General features: G+C 35.5%; 25 protein-coding genes, 2 pseudogenes and 1 other annotated feature. Of the genes and pseudogenes, 23 read left to right on the top strand and 4 right to left on the bottom strand.

Going from position 1 to position 25,370, the window contains the following annotated elements; all coding sequences use genetic code 11:
• Positions 1 to 3 precede the first annotated feature (3 nt).
• The 16 genes and pseudogenes from AC1DEF_RS11555 (at position 4) to AC1DEF_RS11480 (ending at position 14,839) form a co-directional block, all read left to right on the top strand.
• A complete protein-coding gene (locus AC1DEF_RS11555) occupies positions 4 to 882 on the top strand; it encodes a DUF4007 family protein (RefSeq protein ID WP_318331224.1) in 879 nt (292 codons plus the stop codon).
• The gene (locus tag AC1DEF_RS11550) at positions 879 to 4,313 is read left to right on the top strand and encodes a hypothetical protein (protein WP_477727378.1); all 3,435 of its coding nucleotides are present in this window, start codon (positions 879 to 881) and stop codon (positions 4,311 to 4,313) included. The genes AC1DEF_RS11555 and AC1DEF_RS11550 overlap by 4 nt, the downstream gene beginning before the upstream one ends.
• 20 nt (positions 4,314 to 4,333) lie before the next feature.
• Positions 4,334 to 5,134 (top strand): hypothetical protein, encoded by an 801-nt coding sequence (locus AC1DEF_RS11545; protein ID WP_231504516.1) that lies wholly within the window; start codon positions 4,334 to 4,336, stop codon positions 5,132 to 5,134.
• A 119-nt stretch (positions 5,135 to 5,253) separates the two neighbouring features.
• Entirely contained in the window at positions 5,254 to 5,637 is a 384-nt protein-coding gene (locus AC1DEF_RS11540; protein ID WP_318331226.1) for a hypothetical protein, read from the top strand.
• Positions 5,638 to 5,844: 207 nt separating this feature from the next.
• Positions 5,845 to 6,789, top strand: coding sequence for a sugar-binding transcriptional regulator (locus AC1DEF_RS11535; RefSeq protein ID WP_026106623.1), 945 nt, complete (start codon positions 5,845 to 5,847; stop codon positions 6,787 to 6,789).
• Positions 6,790 to 6,794: 5 nt separating this feature from the next.
• Entirely contained in the window at positions 6,795 to 7,118 is a 324-nt protein-coding gene (locus AC1DEF_RS11530) for a hypothetical protein (RefSeq protein ID WP_097825087.1), read from the top strand.
• A gap of 182 nt (positions 7,119 to 7,300) precedes the next feature.
• Positions 7,301 to 8,602 (top strand): pyrimidine-nucleoside phosphorylase, encoded by a 1,302-nt coding sequence (locus tag AC1DEF_RS11525; RefSeq protein ID WP_477727377.1) that lies wholly within the window; start codon positions 7,301 to 7,303, stop codon positions 8,600 to 8,602.
• 21 nt (positions 8,603 to 8,623) lie between these two features.
• Positions 8,624 to 9,298 carry a deoxyribose-phosphate aldolase gene (gene deoC, locus AC1DEF_RS11520; protein ID WP_013057476.1) on the top strand — a complete coding sequence of 225 codons (675 nt, stop codon included), beginning with the start codon at positions 8,624 to 8,626 and terminating at the stop codon, positions 9,296 to 9,298.
• Between the two features lie 59 nt (positions 9,299 to 9,357).
• Complete coding sequence (locus AC1DEF_RS11515; RefSeq protein ID WP_013057475.1) at positions 9,358 to 9,756, top strand: cytidine deaminase; 399 nt, start codon at positions 9,358 to 9,360, stop codon at positions 9,754 to 9,756.
• Between the two features lie 19 nt (positions 9,757 to 9,775).
• Positions 9,776 to 10,957 carry a NupC/NupG family nucleoside CNT transporter gene (locus tag AC1DEF_RS11510; protein WP_013083603.1) on the top strand — a complete coding sequence of 394 codons (1,182 nt, stop codon included), beginning with the start codon at positions 9,776 to 9,778 and terminating at the stop codon, positions 10,955 to 10,957.
• Positions 10,958 to 11,105: 148 nt separating this feature from the next.
• The gene (locus AC1DEF_RS11505; RefSeq protein ID WP_318331227.1) at positions 11,106 to 11,720 is read left to right on the top strand and encodes an AmiS/UreI family transporter; all 615 of its coding nucleotides are present in this window, start codon (positions 11,106 to 11,108) and stop codon (positions 11,718 to 11,720) included.
• Positions 11,721 to 11,761: 41 nt separating this feature from the next.
• Positions 11,762 to 12,006, top strand: a binding site (T-box leader).
• Positions 12,007 to 12,073: 67 nt separating this feature from the next.
• Positions 12,074 to 13,303 carry an MFS transporter gene (locus AC1DEF_RS11500; protein ID WP_318331228.1) on the top strand — a complete coding sequence of 410 codons (1,230 nt, stop codon included), beginning with the start codon at positions 12,074 to 12,076 and terminating at the stop codon, positions 13,301 to 13,303.
• A gap of 84 nt (positions 13,304 to 13,387) precedes the next feature.
• Complete coding sequence (locus AC1DEF_RS11495; RefSeq protein ID WP_318331258.1) at positions 13,388 to 13,804, top strand: DUF4275 family protein; 417 nt, start codon at positions 13,388 to 13,390, stop codon at positions 13,802 to 13,804.
• Positions 13,805 to 14,076: 272 nt separating this feature from the next.
• Positions 14,077 to 14,424 carry a DUF805 domain-containing protein gene (locus AC1DEF_RS11490; RefSeq protein ID WP_318331229.1) on the top strand — a complete coding sequence of 116 codons (348 nt, stop codon included), beginning with the start codon at positions 14,077 to 14,079 and terminating at the stop codon, positions 14,422 to 14,424.
• A 50-nt stretch (positions 14,425 to 14,474) separates the two neighbouring features.
• Positions 14,475 to 14,555, top strand: a pseudogene (locus AC1DEF_RS11485) (DUF805 domain-containing protein); the annotation flags it as partial.
• Positions 14,543 to 14,839 (top strand): DUF805 domain-containing protein, encoded by a 297-nt coding sequence (locus tag AC1DEF_RS11480; RefSeq protein WP_477727376.1) that lies wholly within the window; start codon positions 14,543 to 14,545, stop codon positions 14,837 to 14,839. The pseudogene AC1DEF_RS11485 and the gene AC1DEF_RS11480, both read left to right, overlap by 13 nt.
• A 71-nt stretch (positions 14,840 to 14,910) precedes the next feature.
• On the opposite strand, the gene AC1DEF_RS11475 is transcribed toward AC1DEF_RS11480, so the two are convergent.
• Positions 14,911 to 15,969 (bottom strand): LLM class flavin-dependent oxidoreductase, encoded by a 1,059-nt coding sequence (locus AC1DEF_RS11475; RefSeq protein ID WP_477727375.1) that lies wholly within the window; start codon positions 15,967 to 15,969, stop codon positions 14,911 to 14,913.
• 320 nt (positions 15,970 to 16,289) lie between these two features.
• Between AC1DEF_RS11475 and AC1DEF_RS11470 the strand changes: the two genes are divergently transcribed.
• From AC1DEF_RS11470 to AC1DEF_RS11450, 5 genes and pseudogenes are all read left to right on the top strand, one after another.
• On the top strand, positions 16,290 to 17,102 hold the full coding sequence (locus AC1DEF_RS11470) for an amino acid ABC transporter substrate-binding protein (RefSeq protein ID WP_477727374.1): 813 nt from the start codon (positions 16,290 to 16,292) through the stop codon (positions 17,100 to 17,102).
• Between the two features lie 152 nt (positions 17,103 to 17,254).
• Positions 17,255 to 18,058 carry an SRA domain-containing endonuclease gene (locus tag AC1DEF_RS11465; RefSeq protein ID WP_477727373.1) on the top strand — a complete coding sequence of 268 codons (804 nt, stop codon included), beginning with the start codon at positions 17,255 to 17,257 and terminating at the stop codon, positions 18,056 to 18,058.
• Between the two features lie 182 nt (positions 18,059 to 18,240).
• Entirely contained in the window at positions 18,241 to 19,152 is a 912-nt protein-coding gene (locus AC1DEF_RS11460; RefSeq protein WP_318331232.1) for an NAD(P)/FAD-dependent oxidoreductase, read from the top strand.
• A 340-nt stretch (positions 19,153 to 19,492) separates the two neighbouring features.
• Positions 19,493 to 19,825: pseudogene (locus AC1DEF_RS11455) on the top strand (putative immunity protein); the annotation flags it as partial.
• Positions 19,826 to 20,163: 338 nt separating this feature from the next.
• On the top strand, positions 20,164 to 21,519 hold the full coding sequence (locus tag AC1DEF_RS11450) for a TrkH family potassium uptake protein (RefSeq protein ID WP_097825078.1): 1,356 nt from the start codon (positions 20,164 to 20,166) through the stop codon (positions 21,517 to 21,519).
• 265 nt (positions 21,520 to 21,784) lie between these two features.
• Here AC1DEF_RS11450 and AC1DEF_RS11445 read toward each other — a convergent pair whose 3' ends face one another.
• Entirely contained in the window at positions 21,785 to 22,354 is a 570-nt protein-coding gene (locus tag AC1DEF_RS11445; RefSeq protein ID WP_318331234.1) for an MEDS domain-containing protein, read from the bottom strand.
• Between the two features lie 375 nt (positions 22,355 to 22,729).
• Here AC1DEF_RS11445 and AC1DEF_RS11440 point away from each other — a divergent pair, with 375 nt between their 5' ends.
• A complete protein-coding gene (locus tag AC1DEF_RS11440) occupies positions 22,730 to 23,572 on the top strand; it encodes an STAS domain-containing protein (protein WP_097825076.1) in 843 nt (280 codons plus the stop codon).
• Positions 23,573 to 23,650: 78 nt separating this feature from the next.
• On the top strand, positions 23,651 to 24,469 hold the full coding sequence (locus AC1DEF_RS11435) for an STAS domain-containing protein (protein WP_097825075.1): 819 nt from the start codon (positions 23,651 to 23,653) through the stop codon (positions 24,467 to 24,469).
• 372 nt (positions 24,470 to 24,841) lie between these two features.
• Here AC1DEF_RS11435 and AC1DEF_RS11430 read toward each other — a convergent pair whose 3' ends face one another.
• Both AC1DEF_RS11430 and AC1DEF_RS11425 read right to left on the bottom strand, forming a co-directional pair.
• A complete protein-coding gene (locus tag AC1DEF_RS11430) occupies positions 24,842 to 25,141 on the bottom strand; it encodes a spore coat protein (protein ID WP_029324473.1) in 300 nt (99 codons plus the stop codon).
• A gap of 18 nt (positions 25,142 to 25,159) precedes the next feature.
• Complete coding sequence (locus tag AC1DEF_RS11425) at positions 25,160 to 25,354, bottom strand: hypothetical protein (RefSeq protein WP_013056471.1); 195 nt, start codon at positions 25,352 to 25,354, stop codon at positions 25,160 to 25,162.
• Between the last annotated feature and the right edge of the window lie 16 nt (positions 25,355 to 25,370).

Raw genomic sequence — 25,370 nt, 5'->3', positions numbered from 1 at the left:
AGAATGGGATACGGACAACATCAGAGTTTTTATTTAAGGGATAGATGGTTAAATAAGGCAATTAGACATTTAGAAATAGATGAACGCTTCTTTTATGATAAAGAAGCGTTTGAGAAAATTGGTTTAGGTAAAAATATGGTTCAATCACTGCGCTATTGGGTAGTAGCCACTGGCGTTGTTGAAGAGGTTTTTAATGAAGATAGAAAAAAGGTTCATAAAATCACAGAATTGGGACGTTTAATTTTTGAATATGATAGGTTTGTTAAACTTCAAGATACTGCAGCGATCCTACACTATCAGATGGTAAAGGAAAAAGAGCCTAGCACAGCTTGGTATTGGTACTTTAACTACTTCAATGAAACTATCATTACAAAAGATAATCTGTTGAGCGAACTAATTTTATGGGTAGAAAAGAATGAAAGTAAGCCTGTTTCAGAGAGATCTCTAAAGAGAGATATTGATTGTTTAGTAAAACTATACACTGCTGGGCAAAATACTAGTGATCCTGAAGAAGTCATTCAAAGTCCTCTCAACAAAACAAAGTTAGTAGAGGAAAAGAAGGGGATTGTATATAAACGGACTACCTCAGTAAGTGATATAGGTTTATCGGCGCTAATGTATGTACTCTTAGATTATAAAACCCTTCACGGAGTAAGTAATATAAGTGTAGAGGACTTAGTTAATCAACCCGCATTATGGGGAAAAGTATTTAACATGAAAAGAAGTACTATTGTAAATGCTTTGAATGAATTAACGCAAAATCCTATTTATAATTTAACGTTTATTCGAACGAATAATCTAGATTTAATTAGAATTCCTGAAATTACTCCATATGAATTTTTACAACAAGAATATCGTCGTAAGGTAGGTGTAACCAAATGATTAGAACTAATGATACTTTTAAAACAAGTGTTAATATAAAATTTGATTTAGGTAAAAAAGAATTTATTAACAGATATCTACCTACACCTTCTCATGCCGAATCACTTATAGGGTTGTTAAAAGGATTTACTAATTCTACAAATTCGAAAGCTCACATGATTGTGGGTCCCTACGGTACTGGTAAATCTCTAATTGCTACAATCGTTGGCGGAATTGTTTCCAAACAAGTTGATAGAGAAACGTTCAAAAGTCTACAATCGAAATTTAACAAGGTACATGATGAAATATATGAAGAATTAAACAATGTAACGGATAGTCCAACTACATATTTAACAGTAGCATTAAATGGAAATGAAGGGCGTTTCCGACATACTATTCTCAATGCTATTATACGTACTTTGAATGAAAATGAAATCGATATTGTTTTACCTGGACAAAACGGTAAAATAATACAAGTTGTGGAACTTTGGGAAGAAAAATTTAATAAGACATTTAAAGCATTTAAACGTTTGCTAGCAGAGAATGATAAAGATTTTAAATTATGGCGATTAGCAATTTTGAATCAGGAAAAAGAAGAAATCGATTGGTTTATTTCTATTTACCCGGAATTGACAGCCGGTGCAGAATTTTTCGTAGATTACCAAACAGATTTTATTAGTCAAATTAAATTTGTGCTAGATGAACTAAAAAAGAAGAATCTAGGACTATTTATTGCATACGATGAATTTGGAAGAATGCTACAAACTTTAGAGTTAATCCAAGTTCATGAAACGATGCAGGATTTACAAGACCTAGCTGAACTAACGGATCATTATGAAGATAATTTACACCTTTTATTAATTACTCATCGGAATTTAAGTCAGTATTTCCGTGTGTTTCAAGAAGAATTCCGGAATGAGTTTCAACGTATTGAGAAAAGGTTTAAATCTTATTATGTAGAAAGCGATAGTTTCACATTTATTCGTATAGCAGATGCGTATTTAAAGGGAGCATCTCTGGAGAATACACATCTAAATGATGTAGTTAATCAATTGCGTAAATATCCTCTTTTTCCAGAGCTTAATCAACAAGAATTAGAAAAGCTAGTGATTGAAGGTGTATACCCTATACATCCAGTTACCCTATTTTTATTACCTCAATTGTCTAGTGCATTTGGACAAAATGAGCGTACTTTATTTACTTTCTTAGAAAGTAATGAAACAGGTGGGTTAAAGAATCATCTGAAGAAAACTGAAGATTACTATTTGCCCTCTGATTTATTTTCGTATTTCTTTCCATCTATTCATGATATAGATGTTAGTGGTGACGGATTAGAGTCTTTAAAAATATATAAGAAACTAATCAGTAAAACACCAGAGCTAGACAAAGATAAAATTAAATCTTCAATCCTTAGAATGATTACACTATGGGAATTATCTGGTTTGCATGCAAGGTTCAAGTTAGATACAGATTTCTTAATGTTTGCTTTAAATATCAAAAAAGAAATACTAATAGATAGTTTAAATCAATTAGTAGCCTTAAAAGCAGTAAGATATAATCGTGTTCTAGGATATTGGGAATTACAAGAGGGAAGCTCGTTCTTTATTGATGAATTAATCTTAAGTAGGATGCCGAACTTAAATAATTCAAAAAAGAAACAGGTAAAAGCGTTGGAAAATTGTTTGACGAAGCGATTCTATCTTGCTAATGAATATAATGATGTAAAAAGTATGACTAGGTATGCTGAAGTCCAATTTGTATTTGAACAAGATATTCTAGATGAAAATATTGATTTTATCGGAAACCGAACTTCTAATAAAGCAGATGCAACTTTATATTATGTAATTTTAGAATCAAGTCATCATTATAATGAACTAGTAAGTAAAATTAAAGAAATTAAAGATGACATGAGTATTTTTTGTATAAGTAAGTATTCATTTAACATTGTAAAAGAGGCAGTAATCGAACTGCAAGTAATTGAGGATTTATTAAAAGATGTTGAACTCCTAAACCAGGATAAAAATTTAAAAGGTGAATTGACTTTAAAAAGAGAAGATGTAGTTTATATAATTCAAGAGTTTATTAGTAAATATACAGCCTATAACAATGATTGTGATTGGGTATATAATCGGAAAGAGATTGATGTAGCAAATGAAATTAATTTAGAAAAATTATTAAGTGACATCATGTTTTCGAAATATCCATTGACTCTTGAAGTTCGTAATGATTCATTTAATAGAAAAACAGTTAATAACATGCAAAGAAAAGCAGGTTATAAAGTATTAGATCATATCTTGAACAGTTATGATCAAAATAATTTAGGTATTGAAGGGCAAGGTCCAGAGTATTTGATCTATGCTACTATTTTCAAAAATAATCACTTTGACCTTAACAATTTAGATAATTTGCAAAGTGTGGAGCTAGCAAGTTTAAGAGAAGATCTTTTGAATTATTTGGAAAATAATATTCAAGGAAATCTACAACAATTTATTGAAGTGATGACTAATGACCCTTACGGATTAAGAGAACCTTTAATTCCTATCATATTAGTAGCGCTTTTAAGAGACAAATGGGATCAATTAATGTTTTATAGAAATGATATGTATGTGGCTGGAATTGACGGTGAAACCCTCTATAAAATGTTTGAAGAAGCAACTGAATATCAATATGTTTACTACAGATTTAGCGAAGAATATGATAACTTCTTTATGCATTTAGAGTCACAATTTAGTAGTTATCAAAATGAGCTAGTGAGTAAAAAACCAAGGGTTATTCGCCTAAGTAGTGGTATGTTGACGTGGCTTAGAAGCTTACCTCGTATTACACAGATTTCAAATAATATGAGTAAAGAACAGCTTACTTTTAAAGAATTAATTAGAAAAAGCGAGGTTAACCCACAGGATACATTAAAAAAACTTTTTACTCTATATAAAGAGGATATGGAGTTTATTACAAGAAATAAAAAGTCTTTAGAAATTCACTTCCCAATGTATCTAAATTTAATAGAGAAAGAAGTAAATAAAGTAATTAAAGTCGAAAGCTTTGATGATGCAAGAAACTGGGCAATGCAACAAGGACCAGCTATTCAAAAAAGAAATTCCTTAGTAAAAAGTTTGATTAAGACTAATGGAGCTAAAAAACCTTTTGAAGAATTCATATCAACTTTTTCAGGTGTAGAAATTGAGAATTGGTCCGACCGAACTAGTGAGGTATTTAATCAACAATTAGCAAACGAATATAAATCTGTAAGCAGCTCAAGCGGAATTGATGAAAAGTCAATAGAAATTAAGTACAATAATAAAGTGAAATCTATTACAAATGTGGAATTGTCTACTAAGTCTCAAACTATATACAATAATATAAATCGTATGATTAGAAATGCAGGGAGAAATGTACCAAGAGAAGAAGTGGAATATTTAGTTTATAAATTATTAGAAGAAATTATAGAGTAGAAAATTAGGTGGTGCTAGTTATGGAAAGAAAACCTGTCCATGTTGCAATGTTCAGTGGTGGAGCTGCTAGTGCATATGTAGCTTACCAAATGGTACAAACTTATGGAAAAGAAAATTGCATTTTATTCTTTACTAATACGTTATGGGAAGATGAAGATAATTACCGTTTTATGGATGAAGTGTCTGACTATATAGGTCTTGAAATTACTGAAAGAATTGATGGAAGAACGCCAGAAGAAGTCTTCTACGATTACCGCTTTTTAGGGAATTCTCGTTTGGCCAAGTGTTCGGAGGAGTTGAAGGTATACCAAACGATAGTTTTCTTAGAAGAGCTTCGCGATAAACATAATCTAGAGCCAATTTTGTATTTTGGAATTGGTCCTCATGAAACTCATCGTTCTGATAATTTAACAGAGTTTTATAAGCATTATCCTTTAGAGCCTATCGAAACACGTTTTCCAATGGTTGATACTTTCCGTGAAGATATTGATGCTAAATCAATTATTGAGAATGAATGGGGTATTAAATTACCTCGTATGTATGAGCTAGGCTTTTCTCACGCTAACTGTGGAGGAAGATGTGTTCGAGGAGGCTTTCAACATTATGCACAATTGTATAAAATTTGGCCCGAACGTTACGCGGAGCAAGAAGAAATGGAAGAGAATTTTCGTAAACATTTCGACAAAGATGTTTCCATTCTGAAAAAGAATGGTGGACCTTATACATTAAAACAATATAGACAACAGATGGATTGCGAAGGAATAGACAAATTCTTAAAAACTTCAGATGAAACAGTACCTTGCGTGTGTTCATTTTCTTAAACATAACTTGCACAAAAGCTTGCTTTTGTGCAAGTTATGTTTTTTTTTATAGATATATATATTTTCTCTATATATGGACAAGCTACTTTATAAAGAACTTAGTAGTGGTAGGTGAATATATGCTACATCTTAGAGAAGGACAAGTTATTGAAATAGGTCAGAAAATAAGAGTGTATAGAAACTTGCATAAAAATATGTTTTCTATTCAAGATGCTACTACCCAAAGGGTTATTGGATATGGAGAAGGGATACTGTTGGAAAATGCAAAGTTTCGTGTTCAAAAAAAGGGCCAAGATAAAGTTCGTAAGACTCAGCAAAAAAGCGTTCATGCCTTTGTGGTAGGTGAATTTGCAGGGATTAAAACTGAAGTTTCAGATGAATATGAGTATATATATTATAATCCATATACTACAGAAAAATTTGTAATATCATTAACTCATGAAGAAGTAGACGAATGTAAATCTTGTTTTTTAATTCATAATAAGTGTTATGCTAAAAATTAAAAAATGAAAGAACTCTAATATTAGAATGATCAAAATGAATATAAAATTAGAAAGAACTTTCTATCTTATTTTGTAAGATGAAGTTCTTTTTTCTTTTTATAAAATCCCCTCTTGAAATTTTGTTCACCAAACAAGTAAACTAAAGACATAAGTTTGGTAAAATTGGGATAAGAAATTCATGAGGTAAGGGAGAACAAGTCGATGGAGATGGATCAAGAGAAATTTAATAAGGTGATTGAAGCGGCAAGGATGTATTATATTCTTGATTATAATCAAAGTGAAATTGCAAAAAAGCTTGGTGTATCAAGGCCTACGGTTTCTCGATTGCTGCAGACAGCAAAAGAAGAAGGCATTGTTCAAATTAAAATTGTGGATTCATCTATCAATAGTGAAAAATTGTCTTCTCAACTTGAACAAAAATTCAATTTAAAAAAAGCAATCGTCACACCGGTGCCTCAATATGAAAATCACATTATTAAAAGTCATCTAGGCGTGGCAGCAGCTGACTATCTCTATGACATCGTAAAAGACGGAGATATTATTGGGGTGACGTGGGGAACAACTCTTTATCAAGTGGCCATCGATTTAAAACAAAAGTATGTGAATGACGTGCAGGTTGTGCAGTTAAAAGGCGGAGTAAGCCATTCGGAAACGAGCACGTATGCTTCTGAAATTATGTACTTATTTGGAAAGGCATACAATACGCCTCCTATGCATCTTCCTTTGCCTGTAATTGTCGATCACGTGGTAGTCAAAAAAGCAATGGAAACGGATCGTCATATTAAGCGCATTTTAGATTTAGGCAAACAAGCCAATATTGCCGTCTTTACTACGGGACCCATTAAAACCGATTCGCTGCTTTTTCAGCTTGGCTACTTTTCCGAGCAAGATGTAGAGATGATTTCTTCGCGAGCCGTAGGAGACATTTGTTCACGCTTTTTTGATAAAGATGGACAAATTTGCAATGAAAGCCTGGATGAACGGACGCTAGGACTTGATTTGGAGGAACTGAAGAAGAAAGAGTACGCGATTTTAGTAGCGGGCGGGGATCAGAAAATTGACAGCATTTACGGAGCACTGCAAGGGAAATTTGCAAATGTGCTCGTTACTGATCAGTTCACTGCGCGCTTTTTGTTAGATAAACAAGAGTAAGGGAGATGAAGACGCTGTTTTTTCAAGAGCAAAAGCTTCATCGTATTGAAATAGTAGAAGATATTGTATCTTATTCTGCATCATCTCTGCAGGCACAGAGAAACCGGTATCCTTTTCAACCAGACGTTTCAAAAGACGGAATGATTGCCAAAGGAACCACGGGCTACATCATTAAACAGTGGGGAAGAATTTACTTTTCTCCTGATGCTAATCAAAAAGGAATTGAACAATTTACACCCCCTGATCAGCCATATGTATTAATTCCTTATAAAAAGGTAAAGAATAAGTACCGAATCATGTTGTCATTTGTGATAAAAGCTGAAAAATAAGGGAAGACTTCCGAATGCGGAAGTCTTTTTTTATTCACTAAAACAGCAGTTATAAATATTTTTGAACAAATGTAAATATATCTGTTTACAATTGTTCAAAGCTATTATATAGTAAGGGTGTAAGTTGTTGAAAACGTTTTAGTGGATGCACAATATGCAGATACTTTTAGGGGGAAAACGTCATGAGAATGGTTGACTTAATTGAAAAAAAACGTAATGGACATGAATTAAATAAAGCAGAAATCGATTTTATTATCGAAGGTTATACAAAAGGGGATTTACCTGATTATCAGCTATCGGCATTTGCGATGGCAATTTACTTTCAAGGAATGACGCAGCAAGAACGCGTAAATTTAACGCAAGCAATGGTTGAATCAGGCGATCAAATCGACTTATCAAAAATTGAAGGTATTAAAGTAGACAAACACAGCACAGGCGGCGTAGGTGATACAACAACACTTGTGTTGGGACCTTTAGTAGCTGCGGTTGATGTACCGGTTGCTAAAATGTCTGGCCGCGGCTTAGGACACACTGGCGGTACGATTGATAAACTTGAAGCAGTGCCTGGCTTCCACGTTGAAATTACAAACGAAGAATTCATTCGTTTAGTAAATACAAATAAAATTGCCGTTATCGGTCAAAGCGGAGACTTAACGCCAGCGGATAAAAAACTTTATGCGCTTCGTGATGTAACAGCAACGGTTGATTCGATTCCGTTAATTGCAAGCTCAATTATGAGTAAGAAAATTGCGGCTGGAGCAGATGCCATTTGCTTGGACGTAAAAACGGGAAACGGCGCATTTATGAAAAAGCTTGAAGACGCTGAAGAATTAGCAAAAGCAATGGTTGAAATCGGAAAAGGCGTAGGCCGAAACACAAAAGCCATCATTTCAGATATGAGCCAGCCTCTAGGTTTTGCGGTTGGTAATGCGCTTGAAGTGAAAGAGGCGATCGACACGTTAAAAGGCCAAGGTCCTGAAGATTTAACGGAGCTTTGCTTAACATTAGGAAGTCACATGGTTGTACTTGCTGAAAAAGCAAACAGCCTAGACGAAGCGCGTGCAATGCTTCAAGAAGTAATTAAAAACGGAAAAGCATTAGAATCATTTAAAACATTCTTAAGCGCACAAGGCGGAGACGCTTCTGTGGCAGACGATCCGTCTAAATTACCGGATGCAGCGCACAAAATTGAAGTGCCAGCAAAAGAAGATGGCTACATTTCAGAAATCGTTGCAGAAAAAATCGGCGTAGCAGCAATGAAGCTAGGTGCAGGACGTGCAACAAAAGAATCTGAAATCGACTTAGCAGTTGGTATCATGCTTAATAAAAAAGTTGGAGACCAAGTGAAAAAAGGCGATTCTCTTGTTACAATCCACAGCAACAGCGAAGATGTACAGGAAGTAATGGATATCGTTTATGATTCTTACAGCACGGTCGCTGAAAAAGTGGAAGCTCCAACGTTAATTTATAAAGAAATTCATTAAGAGACAGAGAGGAAGAACAAAATGAGTCAAAACATTACGGGTATTATTGATCATACATTATTAAAAGCAGATGCAACAGAAGAGCAAATTACGGTTTTAGCACAAGAAGCAAAAGAATATTCGTTCGCTTCAGTTTGCGTAAATCCAACGTGGGTAAAAAAAGCAGCTGAATTATTAAAAGATGCTCCAGAAGTAAAAGTGTGTACGGTAATTGGCTTTCCTCTTGGAGCTACGACTTCAGCAGTAAAAGCATTTGAAACAACAAATGCAATCGAAAACGGTGCAGATGAAGTAGATATGGTAATCAACATCGGCGCGTTAAAAGATAAAAACTATGACTTAGTGCAAAGCGACATTCAAGCAGTAGTAGATGCTGCAAAAGGCAAAGCGCTAGTAAAAGTAATTATTGAAACAGCTCTTTTAACAGACGAAGAAAAAGCAAAAGTTTCTGAGCTAGCTGTAAAAGCTGGAGCTGATTTTGTTAAAACGTCAACGGGCTTTTCTACAGGAGGCGCAACGGTAGAAGACGTAGCGCTTATGAGAAAAACGGTTGGACCAGATGTAGGTGTAAAAGCTTCTGGAGGCGTTCGAGGCTTAGAAGATGCAAAAGCAATGATTGAAGCTGGTGCAACACGTATTGGTGCAAGCTCTGGCGTATCAATTGCAAAAGGTCAATTAAGCAACTCTGATTATTAATAAATGACAGCAGGTTAGTACCAACTAACCTGCTGTAAACTAAGCAAAGGATGATGACTGTGGAGCCAAAACAATTAATAGATGAAGCAATCGCAGCAAGCAAACAAGCACATGTACCATATTCTCACTTCCATGTTGGTGCAGCTCTTTTAACAACCGATGGGAAGATTTATCGTGGATGCAATATTGAAAACGCTTCCTATGGATTGACGAACTGCGCTGAGCGAACGGCAATCTTTAAAGCTGTTTCAGAAGGGGACAAGCAGTTTTCAGCTATTGCAGTTGTAGGAGATACGGACGGACCAATTTCTCCTTGCGGCGCATGCAGACAAGTATTAGCTGAGTTCTGTGATGATCACACACAAATTATCTTAGCAAACCTAAAAGGAGATTTTGTGATTACCAACATCAACGAAATCTTACCAGGCTATTTTTCATCAAAAGACTTACAAAAATAAGTAAGCAGTGGAGGATACTATGAAATATTTAATTGGCATCTTAGGGTTACTCGTTGTCTTTGGATTAGCGTATCTTGCAAGTAATAACCGTAAAGAAATCAAATATAAACCAATCGTTATTATGGTTGTGATTCAAGTTCTTTTATCAGCTTTACTTCTTAACACAAAGTTTGGTTTGATTATTATCAATGCGATTGCCAGCGTTTTTGGAAAGCTGCTTTCATACGCAAACCAAGGAGTAGAGTTCGTATTTGGAGGCATTGCGAATAAAGGATCAATGCCGTTTTTCTTAAACGTGCTACTTCCGATCGTTTTTATCTCTGTCTTGATTGGGATTTTACAGCACTTTAAAATCCTTCCGTTCATTATGAAATGGATTGGCTTAGTTCTCAGCAAGATTAACGGAATGGGAAAATTAGAGTCTTATAACGCAGTAGCTTCCGCGATTGTAGGTCAGTCAGAAGTATTCATTACTGTTAAAAAGCAACTAGACAAACTGCCGCCAAATCGTTTATATACGCTTTGTGCATCAGCTATGTCGACTGTTTCAATGTCAATTGTCGGTGCTTATATGACAATGATTGAACCAAAATACGTAGTAACAGCAATCGTTATTAACTTATTTGGCGGATTTATTATTTCTTCTATCATTAACCCTTACACAGTAACGGATCAAGAAGATATTTTAGAGGTACAAACAGGTCATAAGCAAACGTTCTTCGAAATGCTTGGCGAATACATTATGGATGGATTTAAAGTAGCAATTATCGTAGGTGCGATGCTAATTGGTTTCGTTGCGCTGATGGCTGCGATTGATAACGTGTTTGAAATGTTATTTGGTCTATCGTTCCAGCATCTTCTTGGCTATGTGTTTGCACCGTTTGCATTCATCATGGGTGTTCCTGCTTCAGAAGTTGTGGCAGCGGGTGGAATTATGGCAACAAAACTTGTAACAAATGAATTTGTGGCAATGATGAGCCTGTCGGATATGGCTTCAACATTCAGTGCTAAAACGCTTGGAATTGTATCTGTATTCTTAGTATCATTTGCTAACTTCTCATCAATTGGAATCGTGTCAGGAGCTGTTAAAGGCTTAAGCGAAAAGCAAGGAAATACAGTAGCGCGCTTTGGTCTTCGTTTACTGTACGGAGCTACGCTTGTAAGCGTACTGTCAGCAATTGTTGTCAGCTTCATTTTATAAGTGTAATAGAAACAGAAAGAAAAGCAGTTTCCTTTTCAAAAGGAATTGCTTTTTCTTTTTTACATGTAAACCACAACTCCGCACATCCTACAGAAAAACATCGACGCAGAGGAGGACAAGAAAAGCTGGGGGCTTTTCTTACTGAAAAATGGATCAAATTGGACTGTTGCTGTCAGGTGCAGCTTTATTTTTAAACGGACTGATGCTGCTTGGAAAAGCAGATGAAAAAAACGTAGGCGTATTTAACTTATTTGTTGGAGCTTTTCAAGTTATTGTTCCGTTTTATTTAATTATTACGTCAGATCAAAGCAACTGGATTTTGTATGAAAGAACGGCAATCTTTTTATTTGGCCTTACGTATTTGTATGTAGGGGTGACTGTATTAAAGGGAATGCAGGGAACAGGACTTGGCTATTACTCGCTTTGGGTATCCATTATCGCTTTAGTGTACGTTACGGTTTCTCTTGTTCACTATCATGACGTAGTTAACGCCATTACATGGATTCTTTGGTCGTTTTTATGGTTTTTATTTTATGTGCTTAATACGAGCAAAAAAGATGTATCTGCATATGTGGGGAAAGTGGCGATTGTCCAATCGTGGGTGACGTTGACGATTCCAGCGCTGTTTTCGCTAACGGGCGTATGGGAAAATAAAGATATGTACAATATGTGGGGAATCGTGCTGGTAGCGTCCATCATTTATTTTGTATACGTAGGATATCGACTATTCTTTTCTCAGCCGAAAAAAATGATTTTAAAATAAGTATTTACAAAAAATAGATAATAATGGTAAGATGTTAGAAATTAAATGCCGTGAAGAGAAAAGTAGACAGCGCGTATTCTTAGCAGAGAGCTCCGGAAGCTGAAAAGGAGCAAGAAAAACGCTGTTGAAACAAGCCTCTGAGCAGCGCATTGGATCTAACGTGATAGTGCGACGGCTGCTTCCGTTACAAAGCTAGAGTATAAGCGAAAGCCGTACTCGATAAGGTTTATATGGCGACATATGAACAAACTAGGGTGGCACCGCGATTCATAATCTCGCCCCTAAGACACATGTCTTGGGGGTGGGATTTTTTTATTGACTGTAATCAATAATAGAGCGGAGGCCTTTCTTTTATGAAAAATAAGCTGTTGTCTTGGAAATACCCGTGTTTATTGCTGTTTGGAATTGGCACTAGCAATATCGGCGACTGGATTTATTTAATTGCTTTAAATGTAATGATGCTTGATATGACGAATGCGCCGCTTGCGGTTTCAGGGCTATACATGATAAAGCCGCTTGCTGCGCTATGTACAAATATATGGTCTGGAAGCTTAATTGACCGCATGAACAAACGGAAGCTTATGATGGTTTTAGATTGGACGCGCGCGGGGATTATTGCTTGCCTCCCGTTTTTCTCATCCATACTGATCATTTATGTGCTGGTATTTATCATCAGTATGGCAAGTTCAATGTTTCGGCCGGCATCGATGGTTTATATCACAAAGCTTATTCCACGTGAAAAACGACAAAGATTTAATTCGCTGCGCAGTTTGATTGACTCAGGCGGTTTTCTTATTGGGCCAGCCGCAGTAGGTGCGCTATTTATGATTGGAACGCCTGCGTTTGCCATTTATGCTACTGCTGCAGCGCTGGTATCGTCAGGAGTGGTTACTTTGTTTATGCCGGACCTGGATACAAAAACAGAAGTTAAAGAAAATAAGCTGTCTGTAAACACCATTCGAGAAGATTGGAAAGCGGTGTTTCGTTTCAGTAGAGCCAACAGATACATTATCACCATTTATGTATTATTCAGTTTCTTAATGGTCATGGCCACGGCAATTGATTCTCTTGAAGTTTCATTTGCAACAAAAGTCATTCATTTGTCCGAAAGTGAATACGGATTTTTATTAAGCATAGCAGGCGCTGGCATTATGATTGGAGCAGTTGTGAACACACTGTTTGCTAAGAAGCTGTCGACGAATTTTCTCATAGGCGCCGGCAGTGTAGGAGTGTCGCTTGGTTATTTGCTGTATGCGTGTTCGTCTTCTTTTCAAACTATCGGAGCAGGATTTTTTAGCTTATCTTTTGCGTTAGCTTTTGCAAGTGCTGGTTTTCAAACCTTTTATCAAAACAGTATTCCCGTTGACATGATGGGTCGAGTAGGAAGTATATATGGACTGCTTGAGTCACTCCTGATCATTATCATGACTTTTTTATGCGGCATGGCTGCGCACATCTTTTCGATTCAGGAAGCTGTAATTGGTGGAAGCCTGGTTATGATTTTAAGTACAATTGTATTGTTTTTGTGCACGTTAAAGCCGACGTTTTATAAAGTGAATTTGGTCAAAAAGCAAAAAATCTAACGCACGGGTACTAGTGGACAAATAAGCTAAGAAGCCGATAAAAAGAAATGAATACAGGATAAAGGATGGAAAAGCACAGTGAAAATGAAAGATGCGTTAAAGAAAAAAGGAATGTTTGTTAAAAAATTACCGAATCAAGGTGAATTCTTTCGAAAGCGATGGGAAAATGAATTTGCAAGTGCTTTAAGCGCATCGCAAAAAAAGAAAATTTATATGGATGAATTTTTGTGGCATGCATTTAGCTATGAAAAGCTCCCTTGTTTACAAGGAGAACAAGCGATTCAAGCGTTCGAACAGCAAATAAAGAACGACTGTTATTTATTGTTTGAGCATGATGAACGAGTGCTGCAGCTATCTAAATGTAAGCATCTAACAAGCGCTGATTTAAGTGAAAATACAAACATGTATTTAGAAGATTTATATGTCGTAGATAAAGACTTTACATGGACTTATGTGATTACGCATGAAAGCTCATGTGGGCCTTACTTTTACCGAACATAAGTGAAGATATGGCCTGCCGTGTTTATTAACACGGCAGTTTTTTTCTATGAAAAAACATTTTATTAATTAAAAGTAATTATAGGTATAAAATGGTTTTTAATCTAAAAATTTTGGGTATTTATTACTAATTATTATCCATCTCTCTCCTATATCTATATTACCATTTGGGATTTTTTTAAAAAATAGGATATGAAATTAATTTTTTGTATGCTAAGGTAATTATTTCTAGTCAGCTTGTCTTACAAAATTCAGTTTAAAAAGGAGGTTTTTATATGAAGTGGTATTTACATGTACTAAAAAATTATGCAGCGTTTCAAGGAAGAGCGACGCGTAAAGAGTATTGGATGTTTGTCTTATTTAATTTTATTATATGGTGTGTGCTTTCAGCTATTGAACTTATAACAGATATGCCTCCGTTTTTGCGTATAGTTTATCTTGTTGCAATCTTTATTCCATCTCTTGCTGTGACGGCACGCCGACTGCATGACATAGGAAGAAGCGGCTGGTGGCAGCTTATTAGTATTATTCCGATTGCCGGAGCTATCTGTCTATTAATTCTTCTTTGTCTAAGAAGTGAGTCGCAGCTAAATCGTTTTGATGTACCTAATAAAGTTGCGTAGGACTTAAATGATTAGATAGTTTAATTTAATAAACAAAGAGAGGGTTTGTCATGTACTGGTATATAAAAGCGTTAAAAAATTACGCGACGTTTCAAGGAAGAGCAACGCGTACGGAGTATTGGATGTTTACATTATTTGCTTATATCTTTATGATTATTCCATATATCTTGATATCTTGGTTTTTATCGATTCACTTGCAGTATTTGGAGTTATTTTAGTGTTACTTTACGGAGCAGCAATGATTTTGCCTTCACTTGCCGTTACTGTTCGCCGGCTGCATGATACAGGAAGAAGCGGCTGGTGGTATTTAATTAACTTTGTTCCAGTTATCGGAGGCATTTGGCTGCTCATCTTACTTTGTCAAAGAAGCGAAGTAACAGCCAATATTTACGATACAGACACGCAGGCATCTTAACCAGAGTAGTTTATTAGTTTAAAAGTTAATAAACTAATAGACAAATCATTTTTAGCTAAAGAAAACTTCTGTTAAAAAGGAGTTTTCTTTTTTTTATTTTCCCACACGCTGCTGGGAAGTTCTTTTCGAAGAACAGGTGCAATATCATCTGCAAAGCGCTCTAGCTGTTTGCGCTGTTCTGCTTCGCTTAGACCGTCTACGCTGATGCTCAGCACTTCGTTTCCATAGGCATGATGATAGTCTATTATTTTTTCAATGATTTGCTCAGGGCTTCCTACTAAAGCAGGACCATGTTGAACGATATCTTCTAGTGACGTGAACGGCGATTGATTATGTTTGGCTGCTTCTGTATTGCTAAAGGCGTTATAATACGGGCGATAGCGGCGAATCGCTTCTTCCGTTGTATCGGAAATATATAGGCTGCTTGCCCCCGAACCGACGATGGCCTTGCGTGGATCATGCCCATAATAAGCGAAGCGTTCGCGGTAATGGTCAATCAGCGCTTTATATTTAGCCTGAGGGTGGAAGGAATTAGATGAAAATAGCGGCTCTCCGTATTTAGCTGCAAGTTCTGTAGACAGCGGGCTTGACGCACTTCCATGCCAAACGGGAATAGAAGTTTGAAACGGACGAGGCTGAGTCGTAACGTTTGTCAAAGGCGAACGATAACGGCCACTCCACGTGACATTTTCTTCTGTCCAAAGCTGTTTCAAAAGAGCGTATCTTTCAGCAAGAGATTCCCATTGTTCTTCTTCTGTAATACCAAAAAGCGGATAATGACGCGGGTCATTGCCTTTTCCGATAATCAGTTCAAGGCGTCCACCCGATAGGTGATCAAGCGTTGCATAATCTTCAGCTACTCGTACAGGGTCTAAAATGCTTAGAACGGTAACAGTCGTAAGGAGACGGATGTGTGACGTTTTAGCCGCAATTGCACTTAAAACAACGGGAGGAGAAGAAGACAAAAAAGGAGCTCCGTGTCTTTCGCCGACTCCGTAAGCATCAAAACCTAACTTTTCTGCCAGCACTGCTTGATTTAACACGTGCTGAAACTTTTCTTGAGCAGTGAATGTTTCTCCAGTAACCGGGTTCGGGATGTTTTGAATAAGACTAAATAAAGCAAATTTCATACGTTTTACCTCCAAAAGATAAAATGGTAGACGACAATAAAAAAAGCAAACGTACACGCATTATCGTGTCCATTTGCCTCCAGTTGACTGGTAGATATGTAGTTTCAATGTTTTATTAGTTGTATCTTAAGCGGTAGACACCGGGCTGTCAAGATAATCTTTTTCTAAAAACCCACTTGATTTATCGGTTAACTAGTATTATGATGTGAATAATCTTACACGAAGTAAGCCCACTGGTTAACCAGAGGCTCTTGATGAAGCAGCTGCTTCATCAAGAGCCTCTTTTTATTACATAATATAGGGATTTAGGGGAGGAACGTATGAAAAAATATTGGCTGTTTTTACTTTCAATTGTAGTAGCTGTGAGCGTGGCAGGATGCGGAACAAAAGCATCTTCAAGTGCAGGAGAAAAGAAAGAAAAAGATGTTCAAACGATTGTGGTTGGAACAGGCACTCAGTTTCCTAATATTTGCTTTATCAATGATAAAGGCACACTGACCGGCTATGATGTAGAAGTAGTAAGAGCAATCAACAAAGAGCTAAAGGATTATAAATTTGAATTTAAAACGATGGAATTTTCAAATCTGCTTCTCAGCTTAGAAAGTAATAAAATTGATATGATTGCTCATAACATGGCTCAGAACGCTGAGCGAAAGAAAAAGTTTTTATTTAATGATGAAACATATAATTATTCTCCGCTTTATGTAACAGTTCCTAAAAATCGAAATGATATTCATTCATTAAAAGATTTAGAAGGTAAAAAAATGATTGTAGGAGCTACAAGCAATGCGGCTGTCTATCTAGACAAATACAATCAAAAACACGGCAATAAAATCGATGTAGTTTACGCCGGTCAAGGTGCGGATGATGCCACAACTCAATTAAAAACAGGCCGGGCAGATGCTACGCTTGCGACACCATTTTCCATCGACTTTAGCAATCAAGCGCTGAAATTTCAGCAAAAAACGGTTGGAGATATTGTGATTAATTCAAAAGTGTATTTTATGTTTAACAAAAAAGACGAAAAATTAAAGTCGGAAGTCGACCAAGCGATTAAAAAGCTGAAAAAAGACGGTACGCTAAAAAAACTCAGCACAAAATGGCTAGGAGAAGACTACACGGTGCAAAATTGACTATAGCTTAAAAAGCAGCTGACCATACAGCTGCTTTTTTTGTATGATATAAATCCAAGAGATAGAAGAAACGATCTGCAAAGAAAACAAAAATTAGTGTATAGTAGAGCTATAAGTACTATAAAAGCAGGACCGCAGTAGGAGGCAATTCATTGATTACGGATTTACAGCGCGGAGATTTCTTTCAAAAAGGACATCGTTATCGCAGAAAACAAATTCATAAGCTTTATAAAGGACAAGAACAAAGCGAAATATCAACGCCAAAAGCGCATCCATATATTTTTGTTTTTACCAAAGAAAGCGGAAGTGAATACGGAACAGGACACGGATGGAATAGAGATAAAACCTCTTTTTTCTATACGGGAGAAGGTCAAAGAGGATCGATGCAGCTCATTAAAGGCAATAAAGCGCTTCGTGAACATTTTTTATCAGGAAAAGCCGTTTACTTGTTTCACTACGTGGAGCCGGGAGTAGTCGAGTTTATTGATGAAGTGACGTATATTAATCATCAATTAGAAATTATGTGGGACTCAGACGGAGAGCTTCGTGAAGCCATTATTTTTGAACTTGAACGAAATCCCGTGATTGAGGAAAAAGCAGCAAAGCTGGATGTTTCACCTTATTCAACTGAACAGCTTCGCCATATAGCATTAGGAGAAGAAAAAAAGACAAGTATTTACGAACAAACGGCAGCTCTTAAACAATATGTTCACAAACGCGCAGCAGGTATTTGTGAAGCCTGCGGAGAAAGCGCGCCGTTTATCGCAAAAGATGGAAGCTCCTTTTTGCAAATATACTATCTTTCAAAGCTTTCAGAGAGCGGATTCGCTAAGCCAAAGGACGCTGCGGCACTATGTCCCAACTGTTATAGTCGTCTACGCTACGGGAAAGATAGTGAAGTATATAAAGAAGAGCTGATTACTAAAATTAATGAAAAAGAAGCAAAAAATGAGTAATATCGTCTTTCTTCATTTTATAAAAAACCGTCCCTAGGCAGGGCAGCTGCCGAGGCGGTTTTTTTGTATGTAGAATGACTTCAAAAAATAAAGGCAATAAAGCGTATAAAAATAATGGAAAAACAGATAATGAAAAACTGAAGCTTTTGTTTAGAAAATAGTAAAAGTTGGGGTGATGTGCTGTGGCAGACAAGTATGACTGTGTCATTATAGGTGGAGGAATTGCAGGACTTCAAGCCGCTATTCAGCTTGGAAGATATAAGCGCAGTGTATTGGTTATTGATTCAAACGATGGCCGTTCCAATCTTTGCAAAAATTATCAAAATATATTGGGATGGCCTGAGGGAATAAGCGGGCAAACTCTAAGAGAAACGGGAAGGCAGCAAGCAAAAAGCTACGGCATTCAATTTGCAGAAGAGCGTGTCCTTCAGTGTGAAAAAGAAATAGAAGGGTTTAACGTCATTACAAACTTTGCGAACTACGAAGCAGCTACTTTACTGTTTGCGACGGGAGTAGTAGATCGGATTCCGCCTGAACTTCAGCAAGAGCTATATCCGTGCATGGGAACAACCGTATATGTATGTCCCGACTGCGATGGGTATGAAGTAAATAATAGAAGGGTATTAGTACTAGGGTCAGGAAAAGCAGGAGCCAGTTTATCTCTTACGTTAACATATTGGACAAATGACATTACGTACATTAATCACGACAAAAAAGAAATTGGACCTTTAGCAGATACCTTGATGCAAAAGGGCATTACCTATAAAGAAGCGGCAATAAAAAAAGTCATAGCTGAAGCAGAAAGGTTAAAAGGAGTCATCCTCGAAAACAATGAATTTATCTATGGAGAAAGAGGTTTTTTAGCGTTCGGAGGAAATAAAGTTCGAACAGAGTTAGCGCATGAGCTCGGAGCAGAACTTCTAGAAAATCAGCACATTATCGTAAATCCGCGTACAAAAGAAACAAATGTTTCAAACGTGTGGGCAGCAGGAGACATTGTAGCTCATTCTGAACAAGTGACGGTAGCGATGGGAGAAGGTTTACAAGCCGCTATTTGGATACACAAACGCTTGTTAGAGCTTTATGAAAAATAATTGGTTTTTATCCGTTTCTGCACACGCTACATTCTGAGTGGGAAAAGTCGATTTTTAATGTTTTTTGTAATAAAACTCTGTACAGTATTCTGTGTTCAATAACCTTTCTTATTCTATTTTATATTACAATCGAATAAGAGAAAAATAAGAAAGAGTGATAATAGGTGTTTATTGGATATGCACGTGTATCAACAGGATTATAAAAATAAAAGGTATTTTCTACAAATAGAAAATACCCCCCGTTGGTTGCTACATTAAAAAGGTTAAGTTTGTTTTAGCGTGACTTTATTTACCTGATAGCATGGATGATTTAGGACAATAAAAAGGATTAGATTTTCTCGATGACCATTTAAAAGATGAACTATGTATAAATTTGAGAATAGAAACTTTGCAAAAACGAATAGAAGAAAGTATTAGAGCTCTTGATTTACGAAAAGTTGGATTTATTGTAAATGAATTGGCTAAAGACTCCAAATCTGACGTTAGTAAATATTCTGCACGTTCATTTGCCCAAGCCATAGCAACAGGACATATGAGAAGACAGGCAATGGTTAGCAGTGACTACGCAATAAAAGTAACAAATCTTCTAACACATAACTCCTTAGATTCCTCAACAAAGGAAAGGGTAAGGCAATTAAAGATAATAGATGAATTGTTAGAATCGCCAAGCTGATAATCAACAATAAGAAACAAGGACACTATGTTTTATTCAATATAGTGTTTTTCTTTATTCAAAAAATCAACAATAAAGTTTAACAGAGCCTTATAAAACTATTATTTTTATAAATTAGTTTGTTATTTTACTCCTTTACATAGAAGATGTGATCTTTTTATTTTTAATAAATTTTATCTTATTTAAAGTATATTAACATTAGATACTTTATTATTTACTTAATGTAACGTACTTTCTGAGAAGATAGGAAGGTAATAAAAGTAATGACCATCTTTTGAAATAAATGGGTATGATATATAATAAATCTTTAATCAAAACATTTTGAAGGGAAATGTAATATGATAATTTCTAAGTCACGTAAAAAACATAAAGTGAAGCATCTGGAACCTGCAAGTATCTTGTTCGTGGGGTTTTTAGGATTAATATTGCTCGGCACCGGCTTATTAATGATTCCTGCTGCTACAAGCGATAGACATCATCTAAGCTTTATTGATGCTCTTTTTGAAGCCACTTCTGCTGTATGTGTAACAGGCCTAGCCGTGGTAGATACGGGGACAACATTTACTTTATTTGGACAGCTCATTTTGCTTGTGCTCATTCAAGTTGGTGGCTGGGGATTCATGACTATTGGTATACTCATGTTTATTGTACTAGGTAAAAAAATAGGATTACAACAAAGATTAATACTTAAGGAATCTCTAAATGCTTTTTCGCTACAAGGCGTTATTGCATTAGTCCAACGTGTTGTGCTAATTACATTGGCTGTGGAAGGTATAGGAGCGCTTATCCTAGCTATTCGTTGGTCCCAAGAAATGAGCTGGGGAAAGGCTATTTATTATGGCATATTCCATTCTATCTCTGCTTTTAACAATGCAGGATTTGGTTTGGAACCAGATAATTTAAGCAAATGGGTAGGAGATCCAACCGTAAATATTATGATTACGTTACTTTTCATAATAGGAGGGACTGGATTTTTTGTCATTGCAGACATTTTTCAGAAACGAAACATAAGAAAGTTTTCTCTTCACACTAAAATTGTATTAGTTTCAACTATCCTACTAAATGTCGTGAGTACACTCATTATTTTTACTCTAGAATATCATAACTCTCATACTTTAGGTCAATTAAGCATGGGGGATAAATGGTGGGCAGCTTACTTTCAGGGTGTAGTTCCTCGTACTGCTGGTTTTAATACCTTGGATATCGGGGCGCTCACATTGCCTTCGAAAGTGTATATGATGGGTCTTATGTTTATTGGAGCGGCTCCAGGTTCAACAGGCGGTGGAATTAAAATAACTACGTTTGTCTTAATATTGTTTGCTTTATGGTCAGTATTGACAAATAAAGAAGAGATTAATGTTTTTCGACGCCGAATTCCTAAATCGCTTGTGTATAGAGCTTTTTCTATTGCTACTTCTGGCATTATTTTTGTTTCTATTATTTTCTTTCTACTCACAATCACAGAAAAAGGTATAGACATGTCTACCCTTTTGTTTGAAACGTTCTCTGCTTCTGGAACAGTTGGATTAAGTGCTAACTTTACAGGAGATTTAAGTCCTATAGGTCGAATTCTGATTACAATTATGATGTTTATTGGCAGAGTGGGACCTCTTACCATTGGCTTTGTACTTGCGATTCGTTCAAACAAACAATCTAAAATTAGGTATGCAGAAGAAAAGATTCTTATTGGTTAAAAATTTATTTTAAATATATAATTTGGTCAACATATTCATGATTTAGGCACAAGTAGCCTAAACCACGAATATCTCTTTTTATTATGAACAAACTACTCAAGGTGCTGAGAATTATCTTCGATCTAAATCTCATTAACCTGTAGAAAAACTCCCTATTTATTGGAGGGAGTTTTTTCTAATTTTAAACTGTATATGATTTTAGTTAACATAAAACAAAATATAGGAACCAAAAAAGCCATGAATATGTAGATTCATGGCAATAATTTTACCAACTTCCCCCATTGTAAAAGGGGGAAATAAAAAAGTTATGATCTGTCATAATATATTGATGTAATTGCTGCAGAGTAGTATCCAAAGTAGAAGATAAAGAATCAGCAGCATATGCACAAACTGAAACTATACCCTCCTCCTCAACAAAATTATCGGCAGTTGATTCAAATTCTTCTAGTAAAAGAACATCTGGTTTCTCTGAAGCCCATTCTACGTGAGCCCATGTTCTTATCATCGTATTTTTCATTTTCAATATAGACAAATCTTCTTGAAAATGAGTAAGAATAGTTTTTGTGTGAAAATCACCATTTGCCAAGTAATAATCAAAATTATTAACTAAACGAATAGATTCTTTTTGTTTATGAATAAACTTTTTATCAATAGTAGCTTTTATTAGGGGAAGTGCCCTCATATTCTCAATTATCAATATACATTGTTTACTCTCTAATCCATTCTTAATAAAACGCATTAAATTATTTATGTAAAATTGTTTATCTTCAAAACGGTAAAAGACATGACCTTTATCAAATTTTTTAGAACTAGATATAGAGTTAATTGTTTTCATAGTTCACCTCAGAGTGGTTTTGGTAAAAATTTTAAAAAATCTACAGAGTAATAAGTTATTCTTATTTGTGTGAATTTTACATATTCCGACGTTAAATGTCCTTTAATATACAGAAAAAATAATGGATTAGTAATTTTCTGTTTTATGATGTGTATAACATATAAGATTTCTATTTATTGGATTAATCATATCACAGAAGGCGAATTCGGCTTTGATTTTTTTAATCCTTTGTAACAAATTGTTTAATAAATTATGAAGATTAGAGTAGAGAATTTTATACTGAGAAATTAACAAAAAAATAATTGTTTTGACACGTGGTGGTATAATTAGTATAAAAACTAAATAATAGTCTCAACAGGCTTTTCGGAGGAAATCATGAAAGATGAAATAGGATTTTTAGGGGATAAAATCTTAGAATATAGATTTGAAATCGCTAATGAAGTACATGAAAATAGAATAGTTGATATTACAGAAGAAGAAAAGAAACAATTGGCTCCTTTTGAAGTGGAACTTATTAATACCCGAGCTCACTTTATAAGTCTATTTGGTGAAGTTCTTAGGGATCACTTAAATGAAGAAAGAGCACTCCAAAAATTTACACAATGGGGAAAAGAAACAGGGGAAATGTTTTGCAATTTGAAGGTGCCATTGGATGAAGCATTAAAAGATACAAAGTATTATCGCACTTTCTTATGGAAGACATTGAAGGAAGTAATAAAGGAAAATAATCTATCAATAGATACGGTATTTGAAGTCGGTGGAATTATTGATCCTCTGCTAGATCATGCTGCTTATTCCTTTAGTTTAAGTTATGTGCATTTCTATCAATTAACCCTTGAACGTGCGCAAAGTGCTCTTCTTGAATTATCGGTCCCAGTTGTCCCTTTAGCTAAAGGAATGGCTATTTTGCCTCTCATTGGAAATATAGATACGGAAAGAGCCAATTATCTAATGGAAGAAGCGTTGAAATCAGCGAACAGACTACAGCTTCAACGTTTAATAGTAGATTTATCGGGTGTTTATATTATAGATACCATGATAGCAGACGGGATTTTCAAAGTGATAGACGCGTTAAAGCTTCTAGGTGTAGAAACAGTCTTAACAGGAATTCGTCCGGAAGTTGCACAGACTGTTGTAAGTGTTGGTATTGAATTTAATAATTTGACTATAAAATCAAGTTTACAAAAGGCGATAGAAGATCTACTTATTCGTGTTTAAAACAATAAATAGGAAATTAAGAGATAAAATGACTACCTAAATGCATTCATAAATAAGAAGATGAGGGAGTGACAATTATTGAAAGGGATTATAGGCGTTGCTAAGTACTTAGATGATAATGCAGAAATGTTAGCAAATGAAATTGTGCAAGAAATTTCTCAGAACCCCAATTTTGAGGCTTTACAGGAGGAACTTGAACAAGCAATTATCGTCTATACTGAATTTATTAAGTTTTTAGGAAAGAGTCTCTTTAGTAGTGAAAACAACGTACCTGAAGGGCTTGTTGAATGGAGTAAGATCAATGGTAAGCGTACAGCATCTCAAGGGGAGAGAATCTCTATTATTATTACACGCTATCCTCCTACGCGCCTAGTCTTCATCGATTACCTTACTAAAATAAGTATAGAGCATGGACTTTCTTCAGAAGAAGTTGTATTTATTAATAAACGGTTTAACTATTTGCTCGATATAAGTATTAATGAAACGATTATAGTATTTGAACAAGTGAAAGATAAAATTATTCAAAAGGCGCAACAAGAAGTATTGAAATTATCGGTTCCTGTGGTCCCCATTCAAGATAAAACCGCCGTTCTCCCACTAATTGGCTCTATTGATTCAGAAAGAGCTGAATATATCTTGGAGAATGTTATCTTGAAAATTATTGAAATGAAGGTAGAGTATCTAATTGTTGATTTCTCAGGTATCTTAACTATAGACGCTATAGCTGAACGTTACCTCTTTGATATTTACAGTGTTCTTCGCTTACAAGGTATTGAGGTGATGATGACTGGTATACGACCTGAACTGGCCCAAACCATTGTTAGAAATGGAATCGATTTCTCATCTATTAAAACCTATGCAACGGTTAAACAAGCGATAGAAACTCAAAAAAGCTAGGGAATTAAGTTTCTCGGCTTTTTTGTAATAAGTTGATTTAAGTTGTATGTCATTTTGGCCCAATTACATCTGCAGGCTAGATTTCATTCTGGAAAAGATTTAGGACAGAAACCTTATAGTTTACTTCATATGAAAATTGATTAATTTCCTTATACTACTATTTGGTATAAAGTTGGTATAAAGAATAATTGGTTCATTTTTTAATATTTGAACGCGTAAGCATGAAGCCAGTAGTTCGTAATTGGTTTAATTTAGCTCTAATCCTAAAAGAAAAGACATCAAATTTGTAATCGTATATTTCCATTATTTAAATATAAATGGTTTATTAGGAACAGTTTAGGTTGGTAATGTTAAACTGTTCCTATTTTATTTTTATAGAGTGGGTAAGTTCAATGCTGTATCGATATTATTTAAATCTAAAGTGATTTGTTCATTTGTATCCCAAGCGTGGTACCATCCTTTTTCTACCATATATGCAGAAATTTGTTCATGCATATCAAGAGCTTCCACTAAATGGCGAGTGAGCATTTCTTTAATTTCAGGTGTTCCTGCCTCTGTAACTGCCATGGCGTAATTTCTAACTCCACTTTTAGCTGCAATCAATAAATCCATTGCAACCACTTGATCCGATAGTGCATTCATGCCAGTTAAATTTTCAATAATTGGATTCATGTTCATTCATCTCCTCTTTTACTGCTTAGCGTTGGAAAGGATAGAAGCATATTCTTGTAATTGTCTCGCAGATACATCAATATCTTGTTGCATAATATCTTTTAATTGCTGATCTGTAACTAACCCTCTCATCGTTTTGGACTTAGTCAAGCAATTGGTCTTAAATGCAGCCATTTCATGGACCTCAAGAACTTCATGTAAGGCGTAATTCATTTTTTCTACCTCCTTC

The sequence above is a fragment of the Priestia sp. 10L35 genome (assembly GCF_056395685.1).
The sequence above is the reverse complement of the archived record's forward strand: the minus strand, read 5'-3'. Positions and strand labels throughout refer to the sequence as shown.

Excerpts from the sequence above, each read along its gene's own strand:
- deoC (WP_013057476.1), top strand. The coding sequence starts at position 8,624 with ATGAGTCAAAACATTACGGGTATTATTGATCATACATTATTAAAAGCA.
- AC1DEF_RS11525 (WP_477727377.1), top strand. The coding sequence starts at position 7,301 with ATGAGAATGGTTGACTTAATTGAAAAAAAACGTAATGGACATGAATTA.
- AC1DEF_RS11470 (WP_477727374.1), top strand. The coding sequence starts at position 16,290 with ATGAAAAAATATTGGCTGTTTTTACTTTCAATTGTAGTAGCTGTGAGC.
- AC1DEF_RS11430 (WP_029324473.1), bottom strand. The coding sequence starts at position 25,141 with ATGAATCCAATTATTGAAAATTTAACTGGCATGAATGCACTATCGGAT.
- AC1DEF_RS11440 (WP_097825076.1), top strand. The coding sequence starts at position 22,730 with ATGAAAGATGAAATAGGATTTTTAGGGGATAAAATCTTAGAATATAGA.
- AC1DEF_RS11490 (WP_318331229.1), top strand. The coding sequence starts at position 14,077 with ATGAAGTGGTATTTACATGTACTAAAAAATTATGCAGCGTTTCAAGGA.
- AC1DEF_RS11450 (WP_097825078.1), top strand. The coding sequence starts at position 20,164 with ATGATAATTTCTAAGTCACGTAAAAAACATAAAGTGAAGCATCTGGAA.
- AC1DEF_RS11535 (WP_026106623.1), top strand. The coding sequence starts at position 5,845 with ATGGATCAAGAGAAATTTAATAAGGTGATTGAAGCGGCAAGGATGTAT.
- AC1DEF_RS11540 (WP_318331226.1), top strand. The coding sequence starts at position 5,254 with ATGCTACATCTTAGAGAAGGACAAGTTATTGAAATAGGTCAGAAAATA.
- AC1DEF_RS11495 (WP_318331258.1), top strand. The coding sequence starts at position 13,388 with ATGAAAGATGCGTTAAAGAAAAAAGGAATGTTTGTTAAAAAATTACCG.
- AC1DEF_RS11510 (WP_013083603.1), top strand. The coding sequence starts at position 9,776 with ATGAAATATTTAATTGGCATCTTAGGGTTACTCGTTGTCTTTGGATTA.
- AC1DEF_RS11505 (WP_318331227.1), top strand. The coding sequence starts at position 11,106 with ATGGATCAAATTGGACTGTTGCTGTCAGGTGCAGCTTTATTTTTAAAC.
- AC1DEF_RS11445 (WP_318331234.1), bottom strand. The coding sequence starts at position 22,354 with ATGAAAACAATTAACTCTATATCTAGTTCTAAAAAATTTGATAAAGGT.
- AC1DEF_RS11530 (WP_097825087.1), top strand. The coding sequence starts at position 6,795 with ATGAAGACGCTGTTTTTTCAAGAGCAAAAGCTTCATCGTATTGAAATA.
- AC1DEF_RS11550 (WP_477727378.1), top strand. The coding sequence starts at position 879 with ATGATTAGAACTAATGATACTTTTAAAACAAGTGTTAATATAAAATTT.
- AC1DEF_RS11555 (WP_318331224.1), top strand. The coding sequence starts at position 4 with ATGGGATACGGACAACATCAGAGTTTTTATTTAAGGGATAGATGGTTA.
- AC1DEF_RS11500 (WP_318331228.1), top strand. The coding sequence starts at position 12,074 with ATGAAAAATAAGCTGTTGTCTTGGAAATACCCGTGTTTATTGCTGTTT.
- AC1DEF_RS11475 (WP_477727375.1), bottom strand. The coding sequence starts at position 15,969 with ATGAAATTTGCTTTATTTAGTCTTATTCAAAACATCCCGAACCCGGTT.
- AC1DEF_RS11545 (WP_231504516.1), top strand. The coding sequence starts at position 4,334 with ATGGAAAGAAAACCTGTCCATGTTGCAATGTTCAGTGGTGGAGCTGCT.
- AC1DEF_RS11425 (WP_013056471.1), bottom strand. The coding sequence starts at position 25,354 with ATGAATTACGCCTTACATGAAGTTCTTGAGGTCCATGAAATGGCTGCA.